The organism is Candidatus Poriferisodalis sp., assembly GCF_965208485.1.
GTDB lineage: Bacteria > Actinomycetota > Acidimicrobiia > Acidimicrobiales > Poriferisodalaceae > Poriferisodalis.
The window spans coordinates 1570188-1592060 of sequence record NZ_OZ242344.1 but is presented as its reverse complement, the minus strand read 5'-3'; the positions used below and the strand labels follow the sequence as shown (position 1 = coordinate 1592060).

18 protein-coding genes are annotated in these 21873 nt (G+C 67.8%); 15 read left to right on the top strand and 3 right to left on the bottom strand.

Going from position 1 to position 21873, the window contains the following annotated elements:
- Positions 1-9 precede the first annotated feature (9 nt).
- Together ACOGXQ_RS07375 and ACOGXQ_RS07370 are read left to right on the top strand one after the other, a co-directional pair.
- Positions 10-1329 carry a cytochrome P450 gene (locus tag ACOGXQ_RS07375; protein WP_419946764.1) on the top strand — a complete coding sequence of 440 codons (1320 nt, stop codon included), beginning with the start codon at positions 10-12 and terminating at the stop codon, positions 1327-1329.
- Positions 1330-1429: 100 nt separating this feature from the next.
- On the top strand, positions 1430-2272 hold the full coding sequence (locus tag ACOGXQ_RS07370) for an SMP-30/gluconolactonase/LRE family protein (RefSeq protein WP_419946763.1): 843 nt from the start codon (positions 1430-1432) through the stop codon (positions 2270-2272).
- Here the strand turns inward: ACOGXQ_RS07370 and ACOGXQ_RS07365 are convergent.
- A complete protein-coding gene (locus ACOGXQ_RS07365; RefSeq protein WP_419946762.1) occupies positions 2269-3285 on the bottom strand; it encodes an acyl-CoA dehydrogenase family protein in 1017 nt (338 codons plus the stop codon). The genes ACOGXQ_RS07370 and ACOGXQ_RS07365 overlap by 4 nt on opposite strands.
- Positions 3286-3818: 533 nt before the next feature.
- On the opposite strand from ACOGXQ_RS07365, the gene ACOGXQ_RS07360 reads away from it, so the two are divergent.
- From ACOGXQ_RS07360 to ACOGXQ_RS07300, 13 genes are all read left to right on the top strand, one after another.
- Entirely contained in the window at positions 3819-4577 is a 759-nt protein-coding gene (locus ACOGXQ_RS07360) for an ABC transporter ATP-binding protein (protein WP_419946761.1), read from the top strand.
- Positions 4578-4593: 16 nt separating this feature from the next.
- A complete protein-coding gene (locus ACOGXQ_RS07355; RefSeq protein WP_419946760.1) occupies positions 4594-7167 on the top strand; it encodes an ABC transporter permease in 2574 nt (857 codons plus the stop codon).
- 33 nt (positions 7168-7200) lie between these two features.
- Entirely contained in the window at positions 7201-9768 is a 2568-nt protein-coding gene (locus tag ACOGXQ_RS07350; RefSeq protein ID WP_419946759.1) for an ABC transporter permease, read from the top strand.
- Positions 9769-9807: 39 nt separating this feature from the next.
- A complete protein-coding gene (locus ACOGXQ_RS07345; RefSeq protein WP_419946758.1) occupies positions 9808-13488 on the top strand; it encodes an adenylate/guanylate cyclase domain-containing protein in 3681 nt (1226 codons plus the stop codon).
- Between the two features lie 125 nt (positions 13489-13613).
- Complete coding sequence (locus ACOGXQ_RS07340; RefSeq protein ID WP_419946757.1) at positions 13614-14015, top strand: cobalamin B12-binding domain-containing protein; 402 nt, start codon at positions 13614-13616, stop codon at positions 14013-14015.
- Positions 14016-14041: 26 nt separating this feature from the next.
- Positions 14042-14935 carry a 3-hydroxybutyryl-CoA dehydrogenase gene (locus ACOGXQ_RS07335; RefSeq protein ID WP_419946756.1) on the top strand — a complete coding sequence of 298 codons (894 nt, stop codon included), beginning with the start codon at positions 14042-14044 and terminating at the stop codon, positions 14933-14935.
- The gene (locus ACOGXQ_RS07330; protein ID WP_419946755.1) at positions 14932-15966 is read left to right on the top strand and encodes a phosphotransferase family protein; all 1035 of its coding nucleotides are present in this window, start codon (positions 14932-14934) and stop codon (positions 15964-15966) included. The genes ACOGXQ_RS07335 and ACOGXQ_RS07330 overlap by 4 nt, the downstream gene beginning before the upstream one ends.
- Positions 15966-16193: a hypothetical protein gene (locus ACOGXQ_RS07325; RefSeq protein ID WP_419946754.1), complete on the top strand. Its 228-nt coding sequence runs from the start codon at positions 15966-15968 to the stop codon at positions 16191-16193. Before ACOGXQ_RS07330 ends, ACOGXQ_RS07325 begins: the two co-directional genes overlap by 1 nt.
- A 295-nt stretch (positions 16194-16488) precedes the next feature.
- Positions 16489-17319 carry an enoyl-CoA hydratase-related protein gene (locus ACOGXQ_RS07320; protein WP_419946753.1) on the top strand — a complete coding sequence of 277 codons (831 nt, stop codon included), beginning with the start codon at positions 16489-16491 and terminating at the stop codon, positions 17317-17319.
- 106 nt (positions 17320-17425) lie between these two features.
- Positions 17426-17863 (top strand): MFS transporter, encoded by a 438-nt coding sequence (locus tag ACOGXQ_RS07315; RefSeq protein ID WP_419946752.1) that lies wholly within the window; start codon positions 17426-17428, stop codon positions 17861-17863.
- Between the two features lie 141 nt (positions 17864-18004).
- The gene (locus ACOGXQ_RS07310; protein WP_419946751.1) at positions 18005-18511 is read left to right on the top strand and encodes a hypothetical protein; all 507 of its coding nucleotides are present in this window, start codon (positions 18005-18007) and stop codon (positions 18509-18511) included.
- 185 nt (positions 18512-18696) lie between these two features.
- Positions 18697-19227 carry a disulfide bond formation protein B gene (locus tag ACOGXQ_RS07305; RefSeq protein WP_419946750.1) on the top strand — a complete coding sequence of 177 codons (531 nt, stop codon included), beginning with the start codon at positions 18697-18699 and terminating at the stop codon, positions 19225-19227.
- A 198-nt stretch (positions 19228-19425) separates the two neighbouring features.
- Positions 19426-19752 (top strand): hypothetical protein, encoded by a 327-nt coding sequence (locus ACOGXQ_RS07300; RefSeq protein WP_419946749.1) that lies wholly within the window; start codon positions 19426-19428, stop codon positions 19750-19752.
- Positions 19753-20043: 291 nt separating this feature from the next.
- On the opposite strand, the gene ACOGXQ_RS07295 is transcribed toward ACOGXQ_RS07300, so the two are convergent.
- Both ACOGXQ_RS07295 and ACOGXQ_RS07290 read right to left on the bottom strand, forming a co-directional pair.
- Positions 20044-20403: a hypothetical protein gene (locus tag ACOGXQ_RS07295; protein WP_419946748.1), complete on the bottom strand. Its 360-nt coding sequence runs from the start codon at positions 20401-20403 to the stop codon at positions 20044-20046.
- A 91-nt stretch (positions 20404-20494) separates the two neighbouring features.
- Positions 20495-21523, bottom strand: coding sequence for a TIGR03617 family F420-dependent LLM class oxidoreductase (locus ACOGXQ_RS07290; RefSeq protein ID WP_419946747.1), 1029 nt, complete (start codon positions 21521-21523; stop codon positions 20495-20497).
- Positions 21524-21873 lie beyond the last annotated feature (350 nt).

Below are 21873 nucleotides of genomic sequence, written 5' to 3'. Positions count from 1 at the left end.
GGCCCGACGGTGGCCAGCGAGCAGGAGCGCAGTTTGATGCACGTCGACGAGGCGGTGATCCACGACACGGAGCGCTATGCCACAGACGGCTACCCGTGGGCCGAATGGGACCTGCTGCGCGACGAAGCGCCCGTCTACTGGTACGTGCGCGACAACATCGTGCCGTTCTGGGCCGTCACCCGCTACGAGGAGGTGAAGTGGATCTCGGGCCAGAACAAGACCTTCATCAACGGGGGAGGCCGCCTGCGCCTCGCCGATGCCGACCGGGATGCCCGCTTCTGGAACAGGTACCGCCAGCGAGCCGTCGAGATCGGCTGGGATCCCGACGAGCCGCCGGATTTCATCTTCAAGGACCGCCCCGACCACTGGGACCTGCGCCGGCTGGTGGTGCCGGAATTCACCCCGAAGGCGATGCGTGCGCGCTCGGAGTCCTTGGAGCGGCACGCTCAGCGCTTCGCGGACGAATTCGTGGCCAAGGTCGCCGAGACCGGCACCGCCGATGTGGTGGAAGACCTGGCGGTGAAGCTGCCGCTGGCGGCCATCTGCGAGATGGTCGGCGTATCGGCCGATGACTGGGAACAGGTGCACGAGTGGACCTCGGTGCTGTTCGACGATCCGGAACTGGAGAGGTTCTGCCGGCCCGGTGAGCCCCGTGACGAGATGCGGTCGCGCATGATCCGCGAGTTCGACGCCTGGATAGGCGAGCTGATCGCGCAGCGCAGGCGTGACGGGACCAATGGCCGGGACCTGGTGAGCATCCTGCTGCGATCGGAGATCGAATCGGGTCCGCTCACGCCGCAGCAGCTCGTGGGCTACCTGCGCCTGATGATCGCCGCGGGCAACGAGACCACCCGCAACGCGGCGAGCGGCGGGGTGATCGCCCTGCTCGAACACCGTGACCAGCTCGACCTGCTCAACGAGCGCATCGACGATCCGGAAGCCGTGGAGACTGCCGTCGAGGAGATCCTGCGCTGGACCTCGCCCGTGATCCAGTTCGCCCGAACGTGCACACGAGACACCGAGCTGCGCGGCCACACCATCAAGGCGGGCGAGCACATCGGCATCTGGTACCCCTCAGCCAACCGCGACGAGCGCCAATTCCCCGACCCGTACCGCTTCGACATCCAGCGCACGCCCAACGACCACCTTGCCTTCGGCCACGGCGCCCACTTCTGCCTGGGCGTGCACCTGGCCCGATGGGAGCTGCGCGCGTTCTTTCGGGTGGTGGCGCCCCTGCTGGCCGGGCTGCAGCTCGACGGTGAGCAGTCGCGCATAGCGCACCTGCACGTCGGCCCGATCAAGCACCAGATGGTCGCCGCGCGGCACTAGCGGCCGTCATGCCCGCAAGGGCGATGGCCAGGCGGCTGACATTGCGTCAAGCAGTGCGCTCATCGCAGCCGCTCAGGGCCCCCCACTAGCGTCGGCGGCCATGACAACGACTGACGTGTTGGTGACGGGACTGCGATTCGGGGAAGGGCCGCGCTGGCGCGGCGACCGGCTCTGGTACTCGGACTTCTACCGGCACGGCATCTTCACGGTGACTCCCGACGGCCATGAAGAACTTGTGCACACGGTGCTGACGCAGCCGTCAGGGCTGGGGTGGCTGCCTGACGGGGACCTGCTGTTCGTCTCGATGCTGGACCGGCAGCTTCGCCGGCTGGATGCCGACGGGCACGAATCGCTGCACGCCGATCTGTCGGGCATCGCCGGCGGGCCGTGCAACGACATGGCGGTAGCCGCTGACGGCACTGCCTATGTCGGCAACTTTGGATTTGACGACAGCGTTGGGGAGACGTTCGCCCAGGCCACGCTTGCGATTGTGAGCCCCGATGGCACTGCACGTCCGGGTCCCGACGGATTCGACTTCCCCAACGGCACGGTCATTGATCCCAGCGGTCGCCATATGGTCATCGCGGAGAGCTACGGCCGCCGGATGACGGCGTTCGACATCGACTCCGACGGCTCGTTGAGCGGCCGGAGGATCTTCGCCGAGCTGGGCGAGCGGGTGCCCGACGGCATCTGCCTGGACGAGGCCGGCGGCATCTGGGTGGCAGACCCGCTCAACGCGAGCTGTTTCCGGGTGGTCGACGGCGGCGAGGTGACCGATGTCGTCGAGCTGGAGCTGAACTGCTTCGCCTGCATGCTCGGCGACGACGATCGCCGCACGCTGTACATGGTCACCGCGCCGACTTCCCGGCCTTCCGCCGACTCGCCCGCACTCGGCCGCATCGAGACCGTCCGGGTGGACGTGCCTGGCGCAGGTTTGCCCTAGGGCTGGCCATCCGCGGCGCCGAGGCGGCGGAGATGGCCTGACCGGATGTCGGCGGTCTGTCCCTGCACGAGCAGGAAGAGCGCTTCACGGGCGAGGCGCTGCGCCTGATGGGCGAGCGTGATGGCCCGCCCGCCCACTGAGGACACGAGCGCGCTGGTGGCTCGGATGCCGACATAGCCGACCTGGGCCCGACGATCGGGCATCTCATCCACCTCGGCGGCATGCAGCGCGCTGCGCGCCGCGTCCAACTCGGCGTCCAGCGGGGACGCGCCGAGCAGCTTGAGTGCCCGCCCGGCCACGCCGAGCATCAGGGCACCATTGGTGCGCAGCCCGGTTCGGTAGAACGACAGCCAGTCCTCGTAGTCGATGACCTCCACCACGTCGTCGTCGCTGACGACGTGGCCGTCGAAGTGCAGCTCGACGGTGACGGACGAGTCCACTGCTGCGAGGCGCAGCCGCCGTGAGTGCAGGGTCGGGGCTTCGGCAGCGGGCACCAGCATCCATATCAGGCGGTCCGCCTCATGGGCGGCAACCAGCACGGCGTCGATGTGGCCCCAGCCGGTCACGAACGGCGCTACGCCGCGCAGCACCCAGCCGTTGCCGGAGCGCTGGGCGAACAGGCACGGCTCGGGCCGCAGGATGTGTGCGAAGGCCACCCCGCTGCGAGCTTGACCGGTTGCAAGTGCCCGGGCCCAGCGCTCATACAGCGGCGATCCCGACGGCATCCGTGCTGCATTGGCAGAGCCGCCGCCGTGCTGTGCCCACACGAATGCAGTGGTGAGACACCCCCCGGCCAGCGCTTCGAGAATCGGGAGCCGCTCGAGTTCGTCGAAGCCGCAGCCGCCTACCTCTTGGGGCGTCCACAGGCCGTACAAGCCAGCATCACGGAACAGATCCAGGTTGCGTGCAGGCACTTCGCCGGACGCGTCCACGTCGAGGGCGCGCTCAAACAGCACGCCGTCGGCGAACTGCTGCGCGGTGCTCAGCAACTCCCCGGCCTCACGTCCGATCATTGCATCCTCGTTGAAGACCCGATCTGATCGGCGCCGATCTCGAGCGGGATCGCGGTGATGTCCTCGCCGTCGCCGAAGATGGCCGACGCACCGAGCCGGGCACCGAGTCCTGAGACATAGTTCCGAAGGGTTGACAGCCGTGGATCGTCACCGTGCTCCGGTTGGGAGACGGCAGGCTGGCTGATGCCCAGTTCGGCGGTGTCGAGATGGGCGCGCAGCAGGTCTTGCCGAAACTCTTGGCGCCTTCGATGAGCACCATCGGCACGGCGACCAGCGCCCGCCCCAAGAGCGTCTCGCCGATGCGGTCCCGGTATCCGTGGGGTCTGAGGAAGTCAGCCACTGCGCTCCACCCGCCACCTGAATGGAGCATTTTCCACCAGTCGAATGTAGCAAGAGTTCACTATTCGATGCAGCGAAATTCGATGCATCGAACGCGTCGCCCTTCAGCCTGAGAGAAACCTGAACATGAGCCGTGAGTCGGCGTGCGTAGATGCGTAGAGTTGCCGGTCGGCTGTCGAATCTCTGGAGGCCCTGTGTCTGACTCGGCGACTGTCTCAGCTCCGCCTACCCACGCAGCCGCACAAGCGATAGCTGCAACCAAGATCTACGGCTCGGGAGAGACTGCGGTCCGCGCCCTCGACGCCATCGACGTGACCTTCGAGCGCGGCCAGTTCACCGCGATCATGGGTCCGTCGGGTTCGGGGAAGTCCACGTTGATGCACTGCATGGCGGGACTGGACCGGGTGACCGAGGGCCAAGTGCTCATCGGCGAGACCGACCTGTCCACGCTGTCCGAACGCGATCTCACGCTGCTTCGCCGGGACAACGTGGGGTTCGTGTTCCAAGCGTTCAACCTGGTCCCGACGCTGACCGCCATCGAGAACATCATGCTGCCCATGGATCTTGCCGGCAGCAAGGGCGACATCGATTGGGTCGATGAGGTGGTCGGAGCCACCGGCCTGACCGACCGTCTCAAGCACCGGCCCAGCGAGCTGTCGGGCGGGCAGCAGCAGCGCGTGGCGGTCGCCCGGGCGCTGGCCGGCAAGCCGCAGGTGATCTTCGCCGACGAGCCCACCGGCAACGTCGACCTCAACACCGGCGCCGAGATCCTGGGCTTCATGCGCAGCGCCGTCGACCGGATGGGCCAGACCGTCGTGATGGTGACCCACGACGCGGTCGCGGCGTCCTACGCCGACCGGGTGGTGTTCTTGGTGGACGGCAAGATCGTCGACGAGCTCGACAACCCCACGCCAGAGCGCATCCGCGCGCACATGAACCAGCTCGGCGCGTAGCCGGCACCTGACTCCCATGCTGCGACTCGGCATCAAATCGCTGCTGGCTCACAAGATCCGGTTCGCGCTCACCGCCCTCACCATCGTCATCGGCGTGGCCTTCGTGGTGGCGGCCTTCGTCACTGCCGACTCGCTGCGCTCGGGCTTCGACCAGCTCGCTGAGGACATCAACACCGGCACCGACTACACGGTGCGCGGCGAGCTGCCCTTCGGCGACATCTTCGATGCCGATGTACCACCGGTGCCTGCCGAGCTGGTGGACGACATCGCTGCCGTCGACGGCGTGGAGATCGCCAAAGGCGGGTTCTTCGTGGACGGCGTGATCCCGGTGGACGGCAGCGGCGAGGCGGTCACCACCTTCGGGCCGCCGGCGGCAGGCTCCAACTGGCTCGAAGACGAGTCGCTGTCGCAGTTCTTCCTGATCGACGGCCGCTGGCCCGTCGGCGACGGCGAGTTCGCCCTCGACGTCAACTCCTATGCCGACTACGACTTCGAGATCGGCGGCACCTACTTGGTGGTCACGCCCACTGGACCACGTGAGTTCACCCTCACCGGCACAGCGCAGTTCGGCTTTCCCGATGACGCCGGCATCGGCGCCATCTTCTCGCTGTTCGACACGGCGACCGCCCAAGAAGTGCTCGGCTTTCCCGGCGAGTTCAACCAGATCAGCGCCCGCGCCGAGGCGGGCGCCGACATCGACGAGGTGCGCAGCCGCATCGAAGCGGTGCTGCCCGACGGCGTCGAAGTGATCACCGCCGACGAGTCCGCCGAGGAATTCAGCGAAGGCACCGAGACCATCATCGGGCCATTCCAGACGATCCTGCTGGTGTTCGCGTTCATCGTGCTGTTCGTGAGCATGTTCATCATCTCCAACACGTTCAACATCGTGCTGGGCCAGCGCGTGCGAGAGCTCTCGCTGCTGCGCGCAGTCGGCGCCACGCCCCAGCAGGTGCGCCGGTCGGTGCTGACCGAGTCGGCGATCATCGGCGTGGTCGCCTCGGTGGCCGGGCTGGGTCTGGGCATGCTGGGCGCCCTCGGATTGAAGGGCCTGTTCAACGCGCTCGGTGCATCGCTGCCCGAAAGCGCACTGCCGCTGACGCTGCGGACCGTTCTGTGGGCTCTCGTGGTGGGCGTGGGCTTCACCGTCGTGGCATCGCTGGTGCCGGCCATCAAGGCCTCGCGCATCTCACCGGTGGCCGGGCTGGCGGAGGGCACCACCAGCGAGGAGGCTGCGAGCCTCGGCTGGAAGCGGCTGGCGAGCGGCGGGCTGCTGCTGGCGATCGGTCTCGTGCTGACGGGCTTGGGGCTGTTCTACGACTTCGACGGTGCAACACCGCAGCTCACCACGCTCGGCGCCGGCGCTGCGATCACCTTCGTGGCGGTGTCGGTGCTGAGTCCGCTGGTGGCCCGAGCGGTGGTGTCGCTGCTGGCGCGGCCGCTGGTGTGGATGATGCCGATCTCGGGCCGCCTGGCGCGCGCCAACGCCGCCCGCAACCCGCGGCGCACGTCGGCTACCGCGGTGGCGCTGACGATCGGCCTGGCGCTGGTCACGATGGTGTCGATCGTGGGTCAGTCCCTCAAGGTGTCCTTCGGCGAGCGCCTTTCCAGCGCGTTCACTGCCGATTTCATCGTGACCGCGGACACGCAAGCCGGATTGCCGAAGACACTCGCCTCCGACATCCGCGCTGCCGGCATCGGCACCCCAGTGGGATTCGACTTCGATCTCGTGCAGATCGAAGCGGATGCGTTGCAGGTGCCAACCGTGATCGAGACCACCCTGACGGCGGCGCGCATCGAAGACCTCCACGAGGTGATCAACATCGGCGTGACCGAGGGCGACTTGGCCGGCTTTGATCCCCTGACGGGATTGATGATCCACAGCGACGTGGCCGCCAACGACGGCCTGTGGCTCGGTGATCAGGTCGATCTGACCTTCGTCAGCGGTGACCGTGTCACGACCACGGTCACCGCCATCTTCGAGGGCAGCGGATTCTGGAGCAACTGGTTCATCGACAGCACGCTGCACGAGCAGGTATCCGCGGCGCAGTTCGACGACGTCGTGATGGTGCAATCGGCCATCGACGACCCCGAGGCCGCCCGCGCCTCCATCGACGAGGTGCTGAACGGCTACCCCCAGGCCGTGCTGGAGGACCGCCAGGAGTTCCAGGAGAGCATCGAGTCCAACCTCAACACGGTGCTCGTGCTCGTGAACGTGTTCCTGGGCTTCGCGCTGCTGATCGCGCTGGTCGGCATCGTGAACACGCTCACGCTGTCGGTGTTCGAGCGCATCCGTGAGATCGGGCTGCTGCGCGCGGTCGGCATGACCCGTCGGCAGATGCGGCGCATGATCCGCTGGGAGGCCGCCGCTGTCTCGCTGTACGGCGCGGTGGTCGGCGTGGTGCTGGGCGCGGCCTTCGGCGTCGCCACCGCCATCGCGATCCCCGCCGACATCATCGACGGCGTGTCGGCGCCGATCGGCCAGCTCGTGTTCTTCCTGCTGATCTCTGTGGGGTTCGGGCTGATTGCGGCGCTGTTCCCCGCGTTCCGGGCCAGCCGGATGAACGTGCTCGACGCCATCGCCGACGAGTAACGCACGTCGGACAGATGCAGGGAGGGTGACGCCGTGCTGAAGCTCGCCCTGCGGAACCTTCTCGACAAGAAGATCCGCTTCGCGCTCACGACGCTGTCAGTCGTGATCGGCGTGACGTTCGTAGTGGGGACGTTCGCGCTCACCGACAGCCTGCGCTCGACGTTCGGCGACCTGGCGGAGGACATCGCCGGCGAGACCGACTTGACAGTGCGCGCTCGCCAGGAGATCGGCAACGAGACTGACCGGCCGACGATCCCCGATTCGCTGCTGGCAGACATCGCAGCCGTCGACGGGGTGGCCGAGGCCAGCGGCACCGTGCAGGCGCGCAATGTCGTCGTCGTCGACGGCGAGGGCAACGCGATCCGGCCGCAGGGCCCTCCCACGCTGGGGCTGAACTTCTCGTCACGGGTGTTCTTCGTCATCGAGGGCCGTACGCCCGACGGACCCGGGGAGTTCGTCGTCGACGCAACCACGGCGACCGGCAACGACCTCGAAGTCGGGCAGACCTACACCATCAACGGGCCGATCCGTACGCAGACCTTCGAGCTGGTGGGCATCTTCAACTTCGGCTCGCCCGATGCCAACACCAGCCTCGGGCAGACGATGTCGGTGTTCGACAACGACACGGCGCAGCGGTTCTTGGGCTTCGGGGACCAGCTCATGGAGATTCGAGTGCTGGTCGATGGCGGCAGCGAGGTCGAGGGGGTCCGGGCCGCCGTCGGGGCTGCGATCGGTGATGACTACGAGGTGATCACCCAGGAGATCGCCGCCGAGGAGCAAACGGAGCAGTTCCAGAACGTCCTGAACGTCTTCACCGCGATCCTGCTGGTGTTCGCCTTCATCGCCGTGTTCGTGTCGGCGTTCATCATCAACAACACGTTTCAGATCGTCGTCACCCAGCGCGTGCGCGAGATCGGGTTGTGGCGGGCTGTCGGCGTCACGCCGAAGCAGGTGTCGCGCTCGATCGTCGTCGAGTCGGCCGTCGTGGGATTGCTCAGCACCGCGGTCGGCATCGGCATCGGCATGGCAATGAGCGTGGGAATGCGAGCGATCATCCGAGCCAGCGGTTTCGGGCTGCCGTCAGGTCCCCTCGTGCTGAGCCTGCGCACCGTGATCCTGGCGATCGTGATCGGGATGGGCGTCACGATGGTGGCCTCGATCGTGCCGGCGATGCGGGCACGCCGCATCACGCCGGTCGCCGCCTTGTCTCATGACTACCGCATCGAGCGCAGCGGGTGGCGCCGCCGGGTCGCCGTGGGCGGGGCGATCACCGTTGTCGGCGTCGTGTGCCTGGCACTGGGCATGGCAGGGGCGGGCGGCACGACCGCCGTGCTGGCGCTGACGGGCATCGGCGCGCTGGTCACCTTCGTGGGCATCAACACCAGCAGCCCGGCGATCGCCCGGCCGGTCGTGCGAGTGCTGGGAAAGCCCATACAGGCGCTGTTCGGAAGTGCCGGCAAGCTCGCACGTGAGAACGCGGCCCGCAATCCGCGGCGCACCGCCTCGACTGCGGGCGCGCTCATGATCGGCGTCACGCTGATGGCGACCACAGCGGTCGTCGGCGCCTCGGTGCGCAACACGGTTGCCGATGCGCTCACCGATGCCGTCGAGGCTGACTTCTTCGTGCGGAACGACCAGTCGCCATTCGACCCCGCCAGCGGATTCCCGGCGCAGGTCGTGGACGATCTCGATGCCTTGGACATCATCGAGAGCGTCGTCGGTTACCGGGTGGCGTTCAGCGGCATGTCTGTGGGCGGCCAGATCCGCGACCTCGTCAGCGCCGACTTCGACGCGGTGGAGCGCCACTTGGACGGTGGGGTGATCTCGGGGTCGATCGCTGCCGGCGACCCGCTCACCGGCGTGGCATTGCACGTCGACCCCGCCGAAGATCTCGGCGTCGCCGTCGGGGACACGCTGGAGGCGACCTTTCCCGACAACGAGACAGTGACGCTGACGGTGACGGCGATCTATACCGACGCTGTCATCTACGGCAACTGGCTCATCGACAACGCATTGTGGGAGCAGCACCTCAGCCGCCGTGACTACCGGTTCGGAACGGCAGTTGTGACTGGTCAAGCGGAGCGTCAGGCTGATCTGCTTGAGCGAAGCCAAGCCGCCATCTCGGAGGTTGTCGCCGGCTACCCCGGCGTCATCGGCGAGAACCGGGCCGAGTTCCGAGAGGCCAATGAAAGCCTGGTCAACTCGATCTTCGCCGTGATCACGGTGCTGCTGGGCCTGTCGTTCGTGATTGCCCTGGTCGGCATCACCAACACGCTGGCACTGTCGGTATTCGAACGCACCAGGGAGATCGGCCTGCTGCGGGCGGTGGGCATGACCCGGCGCCAGCTGCGGCGGGCTGTGCGGTGGGAGGCTGCGATCGTCGCCACGTTCGGCGGCCTGATGGGCGTCGTCGTCGGCACGGTGCTCGGCGTGGCCGGCTCGCTGGCCACACCGGACTCGTTCATCACCACGGTGGATGTGCCCTTCGGGACCCTTGCCATCTACGTGGCCGCTGCGGCGCTGGCGGGCCTGCTGGCTGCAGTGCTGCCGGCCCGCCGCGCCGGCCGCATGAACATCCTGGATGCCATCGCGCATCAGTGAGAGCGGGCCGGTTTCCGGTGTCGTTTCTAGAATGCCGCGATGACGTGCCCTGCCTGCGCTACCCCCCTCCCGCAGGGCGCACGCTTCTGCCCGAGCTGCGGCAAGCTGCTCGTGCAGACCGAGGAACGCCGCGTCGTTACGGTGCTGTTTGCCGATCTCGTCGGGTTCACCTCGATGAGCGAGGCCGCTGACCCTGAAGAGCTCAAGCACCTCATCGACCAGTGCTTTCAGCGGCTCGTGGCCGATGTCACCGCATTCGGCGGCACGGTGGACAAGATCATCGGCGACGCGATCCTGGCGCTGTTCGGCGCGCCCATCGCTCATGAGGACGACCCGGAGCGTGCATTGCGTGCCGCATTCCGGATGCAGCGTTCGCTGGAGGCGTTCAACGCCGAGCGCGGCCTCGACCTGCAGATCCGCATCGGCATCAACACCGGCGAGGTGCTGGTGGGGGCGCTGCGTGCCGGCGGCGACTACACGGCCATGGGCGACACTGTCAACATCGCCAGCCGCCTGGAGACGCTTGCCGAAGCGGGCGAGGTGCTGGTCGGCCCGACGACCCAGGCGGCCACGGTCAGCATCGTGAACTACACCGGGCGGGGCGAGATCGGCCTGCGAGGACGGGACGAGCCGGTGCCGGTGTACCAAGCGGGCAGCGAGCTGGCCCCGCCGGGTCGGCACCGCAGCGCGTCGATGTCGCAGATGGTGGGGCGCACCCTCGAGAGCGCGCTGCTGGGCTCCGCAATCGACACTGCCGTCGCCCGTCGGCGTGCCCAGCTGTGCCAGATCGTGGGCGAGGCCGGCATGGGCAAGACCCGTCTGGCCCGCGAAGCGGCAGGGGGCGCGGTCGAGCGCCATGGCGTAGCGGTGCTCGAGAGCATGGCGCTGCCCTATGACGAGACCAATCCGCTGCGATGTCTCGGCGATGCCATTGCAGCGACTGCCGAGGTCAGCGCCGGCGACTCGACCGTGGTGGCCACCCGGCGCATCTCGTCGCTGGTCGCCGAGGTGCTGCAGTCCGCCAACGGCGAGTCGGACAACTCGGTCAGTGCGATCACCTACGAAGAGATCGACGAGATCACCGATGTGGTGCTCGCCGTGCTCGGGCGCGTCGGCAGCGGCGACCCCGCCGAGGTCGAGTGGCGGGCCGAGGCCACCTTCCGTTCCCTGCGCCGGTTCCTGGGAGCACTGACCCGCCGCCAGCCCGTCATCCTGCTGCTCAGCGATGTGCATTGGGCAGAGGAACGGCTGCTCAGCGTGCTCGAGCAGCTCTTGGCGGCACTGGCCAACCAGCCCTTCGTCGTCATCACGACCGCTCGCTGGAACATGGACGAGCATCGCTGGACGGTGCCGCCGGGCCGTCACAGCACCGTGGTGCTCAACCTCGACCCGCTGAGCCGCGAGGCCACCGCCGAGATGGCCACCGAGCTGCTGGGCGGGAACGCTCCCGCCTACTTGGCCGAGCAGCTCTACGAGCGCAGCGGCGGCAACCCGTTCTTCTTGGAGGAGATGTGCGTCCTGCTGCGCGAGTCGGGTGTAGTGGGGCCCGGGATGCGGCCGGACCATGAGGAACGATCGCTGGCGGAGATGCCCGACACGCTGCGTGGGCTCGTGGCCGCCCGCCTCGACACCCTCAGCCCGCCCGAACGGCGGCTGGTGGATGCCGCGTCGGTGCTTGGGGGCGGCGGCTCGATCAGTGAGCTGCTGGAGCTGGTGTCGGCGACGAATCCGGTCGACGGCAGCGAGGGCGACTCGGCGGTGTTCCAGCGGCTGGTCGACAAGGACATTTTCACCAGCGAGGCCGACGGGTGGACGTTCCGCAGCGACGTGGTTCGCGACGTGGCCTACAGCATGCTGACCAAGGCCGACCGGGCCGAGCGGCATCTCGACGTGGCGCTGTGGCTGGCGCAGAACCGGGATGATCCCGCCAGCGACGCGGTCGGCCTCATCGCCGATCATTTCGCCTCGGCGGTGGAGTTGGGCGCCGATGCCGGTCGGCCCGCCGGCGCTCACGACGGCGATTTCTTCGAAGGCGGGATGACCGAGGTGGCGATCGAGTGGCTGGGCCGGGCCGGTCAGTGGGCCGCTGCCCGCGACAGCCACTACGCCGCGGCGCAGTTCTACCGACGCGCCATCGAGATGCTGGGCGACGCCGATCCGCGGCTCATCGACATGTCGCTCGGCCGCGCATCAGCCCGGCTGCGGCTGGGCGAGCTCCACGGCGCCCACGCCGACGCCGAGCTGGCCCGGGCGCTCGCAACGCTGAACGGCAACCGGCTGGCAGTTGCGCACGGTCTGCGGGTGCTGGGCGAGGTGGCGCTGGCCGATGACGAGCACGCCGCCGCCGACAAGCTGCTCGCCGAATCGCTGGACCAGTTCCGCACCCAGGGCGCGGTGCGCGAGGCGGCCGAGTCGCTGCGATTGCGGGGGCTGGCGGCGCTGCGAGCCGGCGAATATGCTCGCGCCGACCGCTACATCAACGAGGCGAACGGCACGTTCGCGCATCTCGGCGACGAGAGCGGGGTGGCGTGGTGCCTGCAGAACCTCGCTTGGCTGTCGTTCGAGCAGGGCCTGATCGACGAGTCCGGCGAACGCCTCACCACCGCGATCGAGCGGTTCAGCGACCTCGGCGACATGGTCGGGTTGGCGACCGCCGAGGGTCTGCTGGCATTCCTGCGATTCCACTCCGGCGAGCGGGACGAGGCCGAGCAGCTCGCTCGCTCAGTGCATGGGATCGCCCACGAGCGGGGCGAGCGGTTCACCGAGGCAATGATGGACCTGCTGCTGGGGTCGCTCAGCCTGTGGGCGGGCCGGGCCGCGGAAGCCGTCGAGCGGGCGAGAGCCTCAGAGCAGGTCTTCCGCGACGTCCACAGCGACTTCGGCGAGGTCCAAGCGCTGGGTCTGCTGGGCCGGGCGTACGCAGCCGTCGGCGAGCTGCAGCGCAGCCGGGCGATGCTCGCAGAGTGCCTGCAGCGGGCCAGCGACATGCCGGGTCGCCCGTTGGAGGGATTCGCCCGGGCGGTCCGTGCCGGTGCGGCGGTGCAGATGGGCCATCCAGAGATGGTGAAGGAAGATCTGGCACGGGTTGGCTTGGAGCACCCCGAGGGTTACCGGCAGCACGAGCCCGGGTCCAGCCCCGGCGAGACAGCGGTGATCGGCCAGCGCGACCTTGACGTCTCGCTGGGACTCGCGCTGGCGCAACTCGGCCACGCGCACGATTCGATCGATGCACTCGAGGCCGTGCCGACAGCGGATCTGCCCTCCACTTATTTGCACTCGTGCTTGGCGATCGCCTATGCCACCGCCGGGCGCACGGTCGATGCACTCGAGCAGTCCCGTTTCGCCATGGCGAGCGGCACCGGTACCTATGTGGACGTGCGCAACGCCTTGGTGGCGCGGGCCATCGCTCACGCTCGCGACGCGGACCTGCCGGCGATGGAGGCGGCGTTCGAGCAGGTGATGGTGCTGAACGACGCCACCGACAGCCGGCTCAGCCAGACCGTCGTGCGCCTCGCCCGCGCTATTGGTCATGAGGCATTCGAGACATCGGACGCCGTTGCACTGCGCTCCGAGGCAGAAGTGGCGATCGCTCAGTTGGGGGCGCGCCCGAGCGGCTGGGAGACGGCATTTCGGCTCGCCGCCGGCTTGGAGGCCGCAGCTCCCGTCATCAGCGGCCCGCTGCCCGAGGCGATCCCGTTCCCCGGACTCACGGATCAGTAGGCAATCATCCAGCAGGATGCTGAAACATGCGGGTGTGGCCAAAGGTGCAAGCCCCTGACCTGCGGATTCATATTCGGCAACTGCCCGAAAACCGGCTTTTTCAGCACCCTGCTAGGGTCGCCGCAATGTCCCGTGTGCTGATCGCGAAGCTGGGTCTCGACGGGCACGACCGCGGAGTGAAGGTCGTGGCCCGGATGTTGCGAGACGCAGGATTCGAGGTCATCTACACCGGTCTGTTCCAGACGCCCGAGAGCGTGGTCGCGGCCGCCGTGGACGAGGACGTCGACGCCATCGGCATCTCGATGCTGTCGGGGGCGCACGAGGCGTTGATGCCGCTGGTGACCCAGCGTCTGCGAGAGGCCGGCGCCGAGAGCATCCCGGTGATCCTCGGTGGCATCGTGCCCGACGGCGACCTCGAGGCGATGCGCGAGGCGGGAATGGCGGCGGTGCTGACCCCGGGCGCTACTGCCGACGAGGTGGTGGCGGCGGTGAGCGACGCCATCGAGCGCTCCCGGCAGACAGTCTGAGTCGCACGCCTGCTGGGACCTGGCGCATGCAGGCCGGTAGATTGCCCCCCGTGACTAGCAATGGGTCCATTGAACGGGTAGGGGTGGTCGGCTGCGGCCTGATGGGTTCTGGCATCGCCGAAGTCGCAGCTCGAAGCGGGTGCGACGTCAAGATCGTCGAGGTGGACGAGGATGCTCTGGCCACGGGCATGGCCCGCATCGAGAAGAGCCTGAACCGCGCTGTCAACGCCGACAAGCTGGACGAGGCCGGGCGGGAGGCCGCACTGGGCTCGATGTCGTTCGGGGTGGATCTCGACGAGCTGGCCGACCGGGACTTCGTCATCGAGGCGATCGTCGAGTCCGAGTCGGCGAAGCTGGACGTGTTCGCACGGCTGTCCAAGGTGCTCGGCGATCCCGACGCCGTGATGGCCTCCAACACCTCGGCCATTCCCATCATGAAGCTGGCGATGGCCACCGACCGGCCCTCGCAGGTCATCGGCATGCATTTCTTCAACCCGGTGCCGGTCATGGGCCTGGTGGAGGTCATCTCGTCGTTGCTGACCGCCGAGGCGACAGCCGAGAAGTGCCGGAGCTTCGCGGGCGAGCGGCTCGGCAAGCGGGTGGTGGACAGCCAGGACCGGGCCGGTTTCGTGGTGAACGCGCTGCTGATCCCCTACATCCTGTCGGCCGTGCGGATGCTCGAGTCGGGCTTCGCCTCGACCGAGGACATCGACGCCGGCATGGTGCTGGGCTGCAACCACCCGATGGGCCCGCTGGCTCTGTGCGACCTCATCGGTCTCGACACCACGATGGCGGTGGCGGAGTCGCTGTATGAGGAGTTCCGCGAGCAGCTCTACGCGCCGCCGCCGATGCTCAGCCGCATGTGCGACGCCGGTCTGCTGGGTCGCAAGACCGGTCGGGGCTTCTACACCTACGGATGACTCCTGCGGGCATCGACGCCCCGGCGGTCAGCGACTGGTTCGCCCGCCACGTCCCGCAGGCCGCTCCGCCGCTGCGCTTCGAGCTGATCGCGGGCGGGCGCTCGAACCTGACCTACCGGGTGTGGTGCGCTGACGGCGATTCGGCAGTGCTGCGGCGGCCGCCCTTGGGCCATGTGCTGGCCACCGCGCACGACATGGCCCGCGAGCACAAGATCATCTCGGGAGTCGGACAGACCGGCGTGCCGGTGCCTCGGGCGATCGCGCTGTGCACCGACGAGACCGTGAACGAGGCGCCGTTCTACGTCATGAGCTACGAGGAGGGCGCGGTGCTGCATTCGGCGGACGAGTCGGCGCTGGTGCCTCGTGACGAGCGCGTGCCGCTGAGCCGCCGGGTGGCCGATGTGATGGCTGAGCTGCACGCGATCGAGCCCGACGATGTGGGTCTCGGCGACCTGGGCCGTCGGGAGGATTACCTGGGGCGGCAGCTGCGTAGATGGAAACGCCAATGGGAACAGTCCAAGACGCGTGAGCTGCCGATCATGGACGAGGTGGCTGCCGAGCTGGAGGCTCGCAAGCCCACCCAGATCGGATCGGCCATCGTTCACGGCGACTACCGGCTGGGGAACATGATCTCCGGCGCCAAATCTCATGGACCTTGCGACATCGTGGCGGTGCTCGACTGGGAGCTCTGCACGCTCGGCGACCCGATGGCCGATGTGGGCTATCTGATGAACAACTGGGTGGCGCCCGATGAGCTGTCGGCGGGCAGGTCGGCGCCCACGCAAGCGGGCGGGTTCGCGACCCGCAGCCAGATGCTGGACTGGTATGCGGATGCCTCGGGGCGGGATGTCTCGGCGGTGGATTACTACCGCGCGTTCTCGTACTGGCGCTTGGCTGCTATCTCAGAGGGTGTGCTGAACCGGTACCTGCGGGGCGTGATGGCCGATGCGGACGAGACCGACACGGAACAGTTCCGTGAGAATGTCGATTTCCTGTCGGCGAGCGCTGCCGAGCGGCTTGCCGTTCGCTGATGTCTGAGCCGGATCATCCCCCTGTCGAGCCGGAGGACCAAGCCACAGATTCCGGCGCGGCCGAACCGTCCGAGCCGGCGGCGGTGGCCGAGTCGAGCCAGCCTGACGGCCCAGTGTCCGAACTGCCTCCGCTGCAGCCCGGCGTGCAGCTCCCTCTGGAACGCGCCGGTGCAGCGCGGCGGCGGGGCTGCCTGCTGGCAGGGCTGGCGGCCTGGTCGGTGCGATAGCCGGCGCGATTGTGGCCGGGTTGATCACGTTGGCGGCGCTGGCGGGCGACGACAGTGGTTCGACCATCGCCGTCGGCGAATCGAGCATAGAGGTGCCCCTGATCGGATCCGACGGGAACAGGCGAGTCATCGAGGTGACGCTCGGTTCGTTTCCGACCGACGACGAGCAACAGCCGGCGGTCTGCAGGCCGAGTCATGGGCATGCGTCACAGCGGTTCGCGATACTTCGGGGGCCGGCTCCGCTGGCGCCAGCGGCGCAGGCGACCGCACCGATACACGATCAAGGAGGCCGCAGATGGCTGACCGAGTCTTCGACACCGGGACTGACGACATCGGCGTCGAGGTGACTGACGACGTGATGACGATCACGCTGAACCGTCCCGAGCGTCGCAACGCCATGTCCAACGAGATGCTCGCCGGGCTGGTGGCCTCGCTGGCCGATGCCGAGTCGGCGTCCGATGTGGGCTGCGTGGTGCTCACCGGCGCGGGCGGGGCGTTCTGCGCCGGCGGCGACGTGAAGGGCATGGCAGCCCGTGGCGGCGAGAGCGGCGGCAGCGCGCTGCAGTACGACGCGAGGGTGCATCTGCAGCGGCGCAATCAGCGCGACACGTCGGGGAAGCTCTACGAGATGCCCAAGCCGACCATCGCGGCGCTGCCGGGTGCGGCTGCGGGGGCCGGTCTGTCGCTGGCGCTGGCGTGCGACCTGCGGTATGCCTCGCCCAACGCCATTATGACCACGGCGTTCGCCCGCGTGGGTTTCAGCGGCGACTACGGCGGCACGTGGTTCATGTCGCGGCTGATCGGCTCGGCCAAGGCCCGTGAGCTGTACTTCCTGTCAGATCGGGTCGACATGGACCAGGCGTTGTCGCTGGGCCTGGTGAACGGGGTGTTCGGGGCCGAGAGCCTCATGGACGAGGTGGGCGCCATCGCTCGGCGGCTGGCCAGCGGCCCGACCGTGGCGTACCGGTACATGAAGGAGAACCTGAACCGCGCGGTCCATGGCGACATGGGCGAATGCCTCGACATGGAGGCTGCGCACCACATCCGCACCGGCCAGACCGACGACCACAAGGAAGCGGCGCAGGCCTTCGTGGACAAGCGAGAGCCGGTCTTCCACGGCCGTTGATCGATCTGCCGCTGAGCGGCGTTCGCCGGCCGGCAAGTCGGTTGCCGATTCCCTAATACATATTCGATTCCTGCGATTGGCCGTTGCCTCGGCGTTCGCTCCCACGGTGTGGACGCTGAATCTGGCCCGCGTCCTGCAGGCGATCGGCGGCGCAGCGATCCTGCCGGCCTCATTGAGTCTTGTTCTGCCGCTGTTCCCCGAGTCGCGCCGCACCAGTGCAGTGGGGTTGTGGTCCGCCGCCGGCCCGCTCGCCGCTGGCATCGCCCCGGGCCTGTCTGCACTGCTGCTGGGCACTGTCGGTTGGAGATTCCTGTACTTCGTGAGCGCACCGGTCGCCGTGCTGATGTTCGTGGTGGCGTGGCGCCTGCTCACCGAGTTGCCGCCGCCGGAGGTCAAGCACCGTCTCGACGTGACCGGTGCCGCGGCGGGAACGATCGGGCTTGCGGCGCTGGTCATCGCGATCATGCAGGGCGCGCGCGTCTGGGGATGGACGTCGCCGGTCACGCTCGTCGTGATGGCGGTGGGAGCGGGTGCATTCGCCTAGTTCGTCGCCAATTCGCTGCGCCATCCTGAGCCTTTGCTCAACCTGCACCTGTTGAGAGGGCGCGGTGTTTGGGTGACGCAGCTCGCCAACTTCCTGGTGGGCGTGTCGTCGCAGTCGATCTGGCTCATCTGACCGCTGTTCATGTTCAACTTCTGGGGGTATTCGGAGCTTCAGGTGGGATTCGGCGTCACCGTCGGCCCCGTTGTCGCCGGCGCGTCCACGGTGTTCTTCAGCCGTCTGGGGGAACGCTGGAACGCCATTGCCCTGTGCCGCACCGGTGCGGCCATTCAGGTCATTGCCATCGGGTGGCAGGTGGTGCGGCTGGGCGCCGAGGCCGACTACTTCGCCGAGATGATGCCCACGATTGTGTTGTTCGGCTTGGGCTGGGGGATGTGCGTGCCGCTGCTGAACAGCGTGGCGCTGGCCTGGGTCGACGACTCGTGCTTCGGCGAAATCAGCGGACTCTTCAACACATTGCGCTACGCGGCGTCCGCGATCGGCATTGCGGGTCTGTTCGCCTTGTTGAAGGAGGAAGCCGGCTCGATCGTCTACTACCAGCGCGGGCTGGTGTTCTTCTTGGTGTTTGCGATCATCGCGTTCGTGTCGTTGTGGATACCGATCGGCCGGCCGGATCGTTCGCGCAGCTGAACTGTCGACGCTGGCCGCAGGTGTGCCGAGACCCGGTGCCGCCTTCCTGCTTCGGTCTTGGTGTGACTGCGTGACGTTCCTGGCCGTCTGCTGACGACCGACGCTGCCCGAGCGCGAGCGAGTGTTGGCTCTGCGTCGGTTCTCGGCGTTGATGTGGGGCGGGTGGTCTGGCACTCTGAACGCCTGTGTCGCTGAGCCAGGTGCTTCGGCTGTTCGCCGCTGGGGCGATCGGGTGCAATGTCGCAGCGCTCGGTCTCGTGGTGGCGGCCGTGCGGCGCCGGGGCCGCGCTTCATCTGGGCGCGGCGTCGTCAACGCCCGGACGGCGGTGGGAGTCGCTGCGCTGCTGGCGACTGTGGCCACGGTCGGCTCGCTGTACCTGTCCGAGGTGGCGCATCTGGAGCCGTGCCGCTGGTGCTGGTTCCAGCGCATCGCCATGTATCCGCTGGCGCTGGTGCTGATTGTCGGGCTGCTGTTCCGGGACCGCACGGTGTACCGCTACGGGCTGCCGATGTGCGTGGCGGGTGCCGCAATGTCGACGTGGCACTACTTGCTGCAGCACTTTCCGGATCTCGAAGGCGCCACGACATGCAGCATCACGAGTCCGTGCACCGTGCGGTACGCGTGGGAGTTCGGGTTCGTCTCGATCCCGTACATGGCGGGCAGCGTGTTCGTGCTGGTCGGCGCCCTGCTGATCCTGTCGCGCCGCCGCTCGTGACGCGCTCCGGGGCTTCCAGGTCTGACCACTTCAAGGACTCTGATCCGCAGCCAACGACCCATCGACCAGTCCGATCCCCGGCTACCCCTCCCTCATCGCCCACCGACCAGCCTGCGTCCCCGATCCCCCTGCTTTCGGACGCAGAGCTGCCGGGCGATCGCCGGCCTGTACGACTTCCAGGCTGCGAATCCTGAACTGATGACGTTCGATCTCGGCGACGGCCGGCGGGCCAACCGGGCGTGGCACATGCCCCGCTCGTACGAGGACTTGGTCGCCAAGCGCCTCGCCATGACCGCATGGGCCGAAACGACGCCATCATCTGCTTCGACGACGTTACGGTGCCGTGGGAGCGAGTCTTCGTGTATCGGGACACCGACATGTGCCGACGGCAGTTTCACGAGACGCCAAGGCATATGTACCAGAACTACCGAGCGCAGGTGCGGCTGGTGGTCAGATTGCGATAACATGCCGCCCACGACCTGCCCGATCACCGTGAGCCGCTCGTCAGTGCTGCAGCAATTCTGACCCCGGCCTGCCCCAAGCGGCCCCAATCAGGCACAGCACGCAGCTGTCAACCACGGTGGCGATTCAGCATCGTCATGCAGTGAGGCGCGCCGCCTCGTCATGCGACGTGACGACCGCCGCCATCCAGGCCATCCAGGCCATCCCGCCATCCCGCCATCCCGCCATGGCGGCTCAAGGCTGCAGCCTTGCGGTCAGCTGGATCGAGCAGCAGTCATGCAGCATGACGATCCACCTCTGCGATGCGGTCATCCGTCGGCATGGCCGGCGGCCGTGGCTTAGTTCGCCGCCGGCTCAGGCCGCCGTCATGAAGCGCACGTTGAGGTGCAGGTAGGCGTTCGGGTTGGGGTGCTTGGCCCAGACGTCCTGCCACTCCTGGCTGCCGAGCGTCGCCCGGAAGCCTTCGTCGCGAGCATCCCGGCTGGCCCATCGGATGATCCAGCACACGTTCGGCTGGCCGTGCGGGGACACCTGCGGGTCGGACCCGGCCACCTCGGGCTCATGCCCGTCATCGACCCAGAAGTCGATGACGTCGAGGTTGTCCCGTAGCCACGGCGCCGCATGCTCGGTGGCCCACTCCTTGTACGCCTCGAACCACTCCGGGTCGATGGTGTAGTCGCGGACTTCGACTATTGCTTCTGATGCTTCCGCCATAGGCGCTCCTTTCGTTGCCGCAGCACCTTCCTTGGCTGTCTGCGGGCCTGCGAGGGCAGTCTTGCAGGGGCCTGTGACATGAGTTGCGGACTCAGCCGCCGTCGGTGGGGATCGCCTGGATGTCCTGGATCACGTCGGGCGGCAGGTCGGCGCCGATGTCCATGGCAACTGAGGCATTGACCTCGTCGACCAGCCCGTCGAAATGCTCGGTAATGGCATCGGCGAGCTGGTCATGGCGCCCCACGGCGGCGAATAGCTGCACGACGTCGTCGTCGACGCAGCCGGCCATCTGGCCCCAGCCGTCGTTGCGTGACAGGTGGTTCAGCTTCTCGCCAAGATCGCCCAAGTCATGCTGCTCGAGCACGGGCCAGTACGCCCGAGTGCTGCCATAGAAGCCGATCCGGTAGCGCACCCACTCGACCATGCGGTCGACGGTCTCGTCGTCGGGGCCCGTGCAGATGAACCCGCCGCCGGTCACCCAGAAGTCGCTGCGGCTGCGCCCGGCCCGGTCGAGCCCGGTCTGCAGCTCTGGCATGACTTGCTCCCGCAGGTAGTTGGGCGTGCAGAAGCCGTGCAGGCGGACCCCGTCGCAGTGCTGCCCGGCCACCCGCAGCATGGCGGGCCCGACCGCCGCGATCATGATCGGCGGCGTGGGGCCGTCGAGCGATTCGGGCGTGAAGTTCGGCGTCATCAGCGAGAAGCGGTAGTGCTCGCCCTCGTAGTTCAACTGCTCGCCCGTGGCCCACGTGTTCCAGATGGCCCGGACCGACTGCACGTACTCGGCCATGCGGGGTGCCGGCGCCGACCACGGCACGCTGAACCGGCGCTCGTTGTGTCCCTTGACTTGGCTGCCGATGCCGAGCACGAACCGCCCGTTCGAGGCCGCCTGGAGGTCCCACGCCGTCGAGGCAGTCACCATCGGGCTGCGGGGGAAGCTGATGGCGACGCTGGTGGCGAGCTTGACCCGCTTGCTGTGCACCGCCGCGATCGCCAGCGGGATGAACGGTTCGTGACGGTTCTCCATGGTGACGACGCTGTCGTAGCCGTCGGCCTCGATCCGCTGCACCTCGTCGGGCACGGCTTGCAGGTTGTGCTGGGGCAGGGTCGCGCTGACGTGCATGGGGTCCTCCGGTTCGCTGGGACTCCATGTTGCCGCTGTCGCCGACGGCCCGCGGCTCTGCCGTGCATGTTTGGCGGCATTCGCCTGCCTGCACGGTGCATTCGTGCCCTCGTTCGCACAAGTGGGTCCGCCGGCGCCGTGGGTCCCCGGCTCACGCTCGTGGCCGTGCGGGGCGCCCGTTGAGGTGGTGACGCTTGTTTGTCGCTCGCCTGCGGCGTCGTCCGCGACGCCCGTTGGCTGCGATCCATCTGTGGCATCCGTCCGGGCGACGACTGGCGCCTGCGCGCAGCCGACAGCCGCGGCGACGTGGCGGTGAAACAATTGCCAGTCACAGCGACAATAGATGGGAT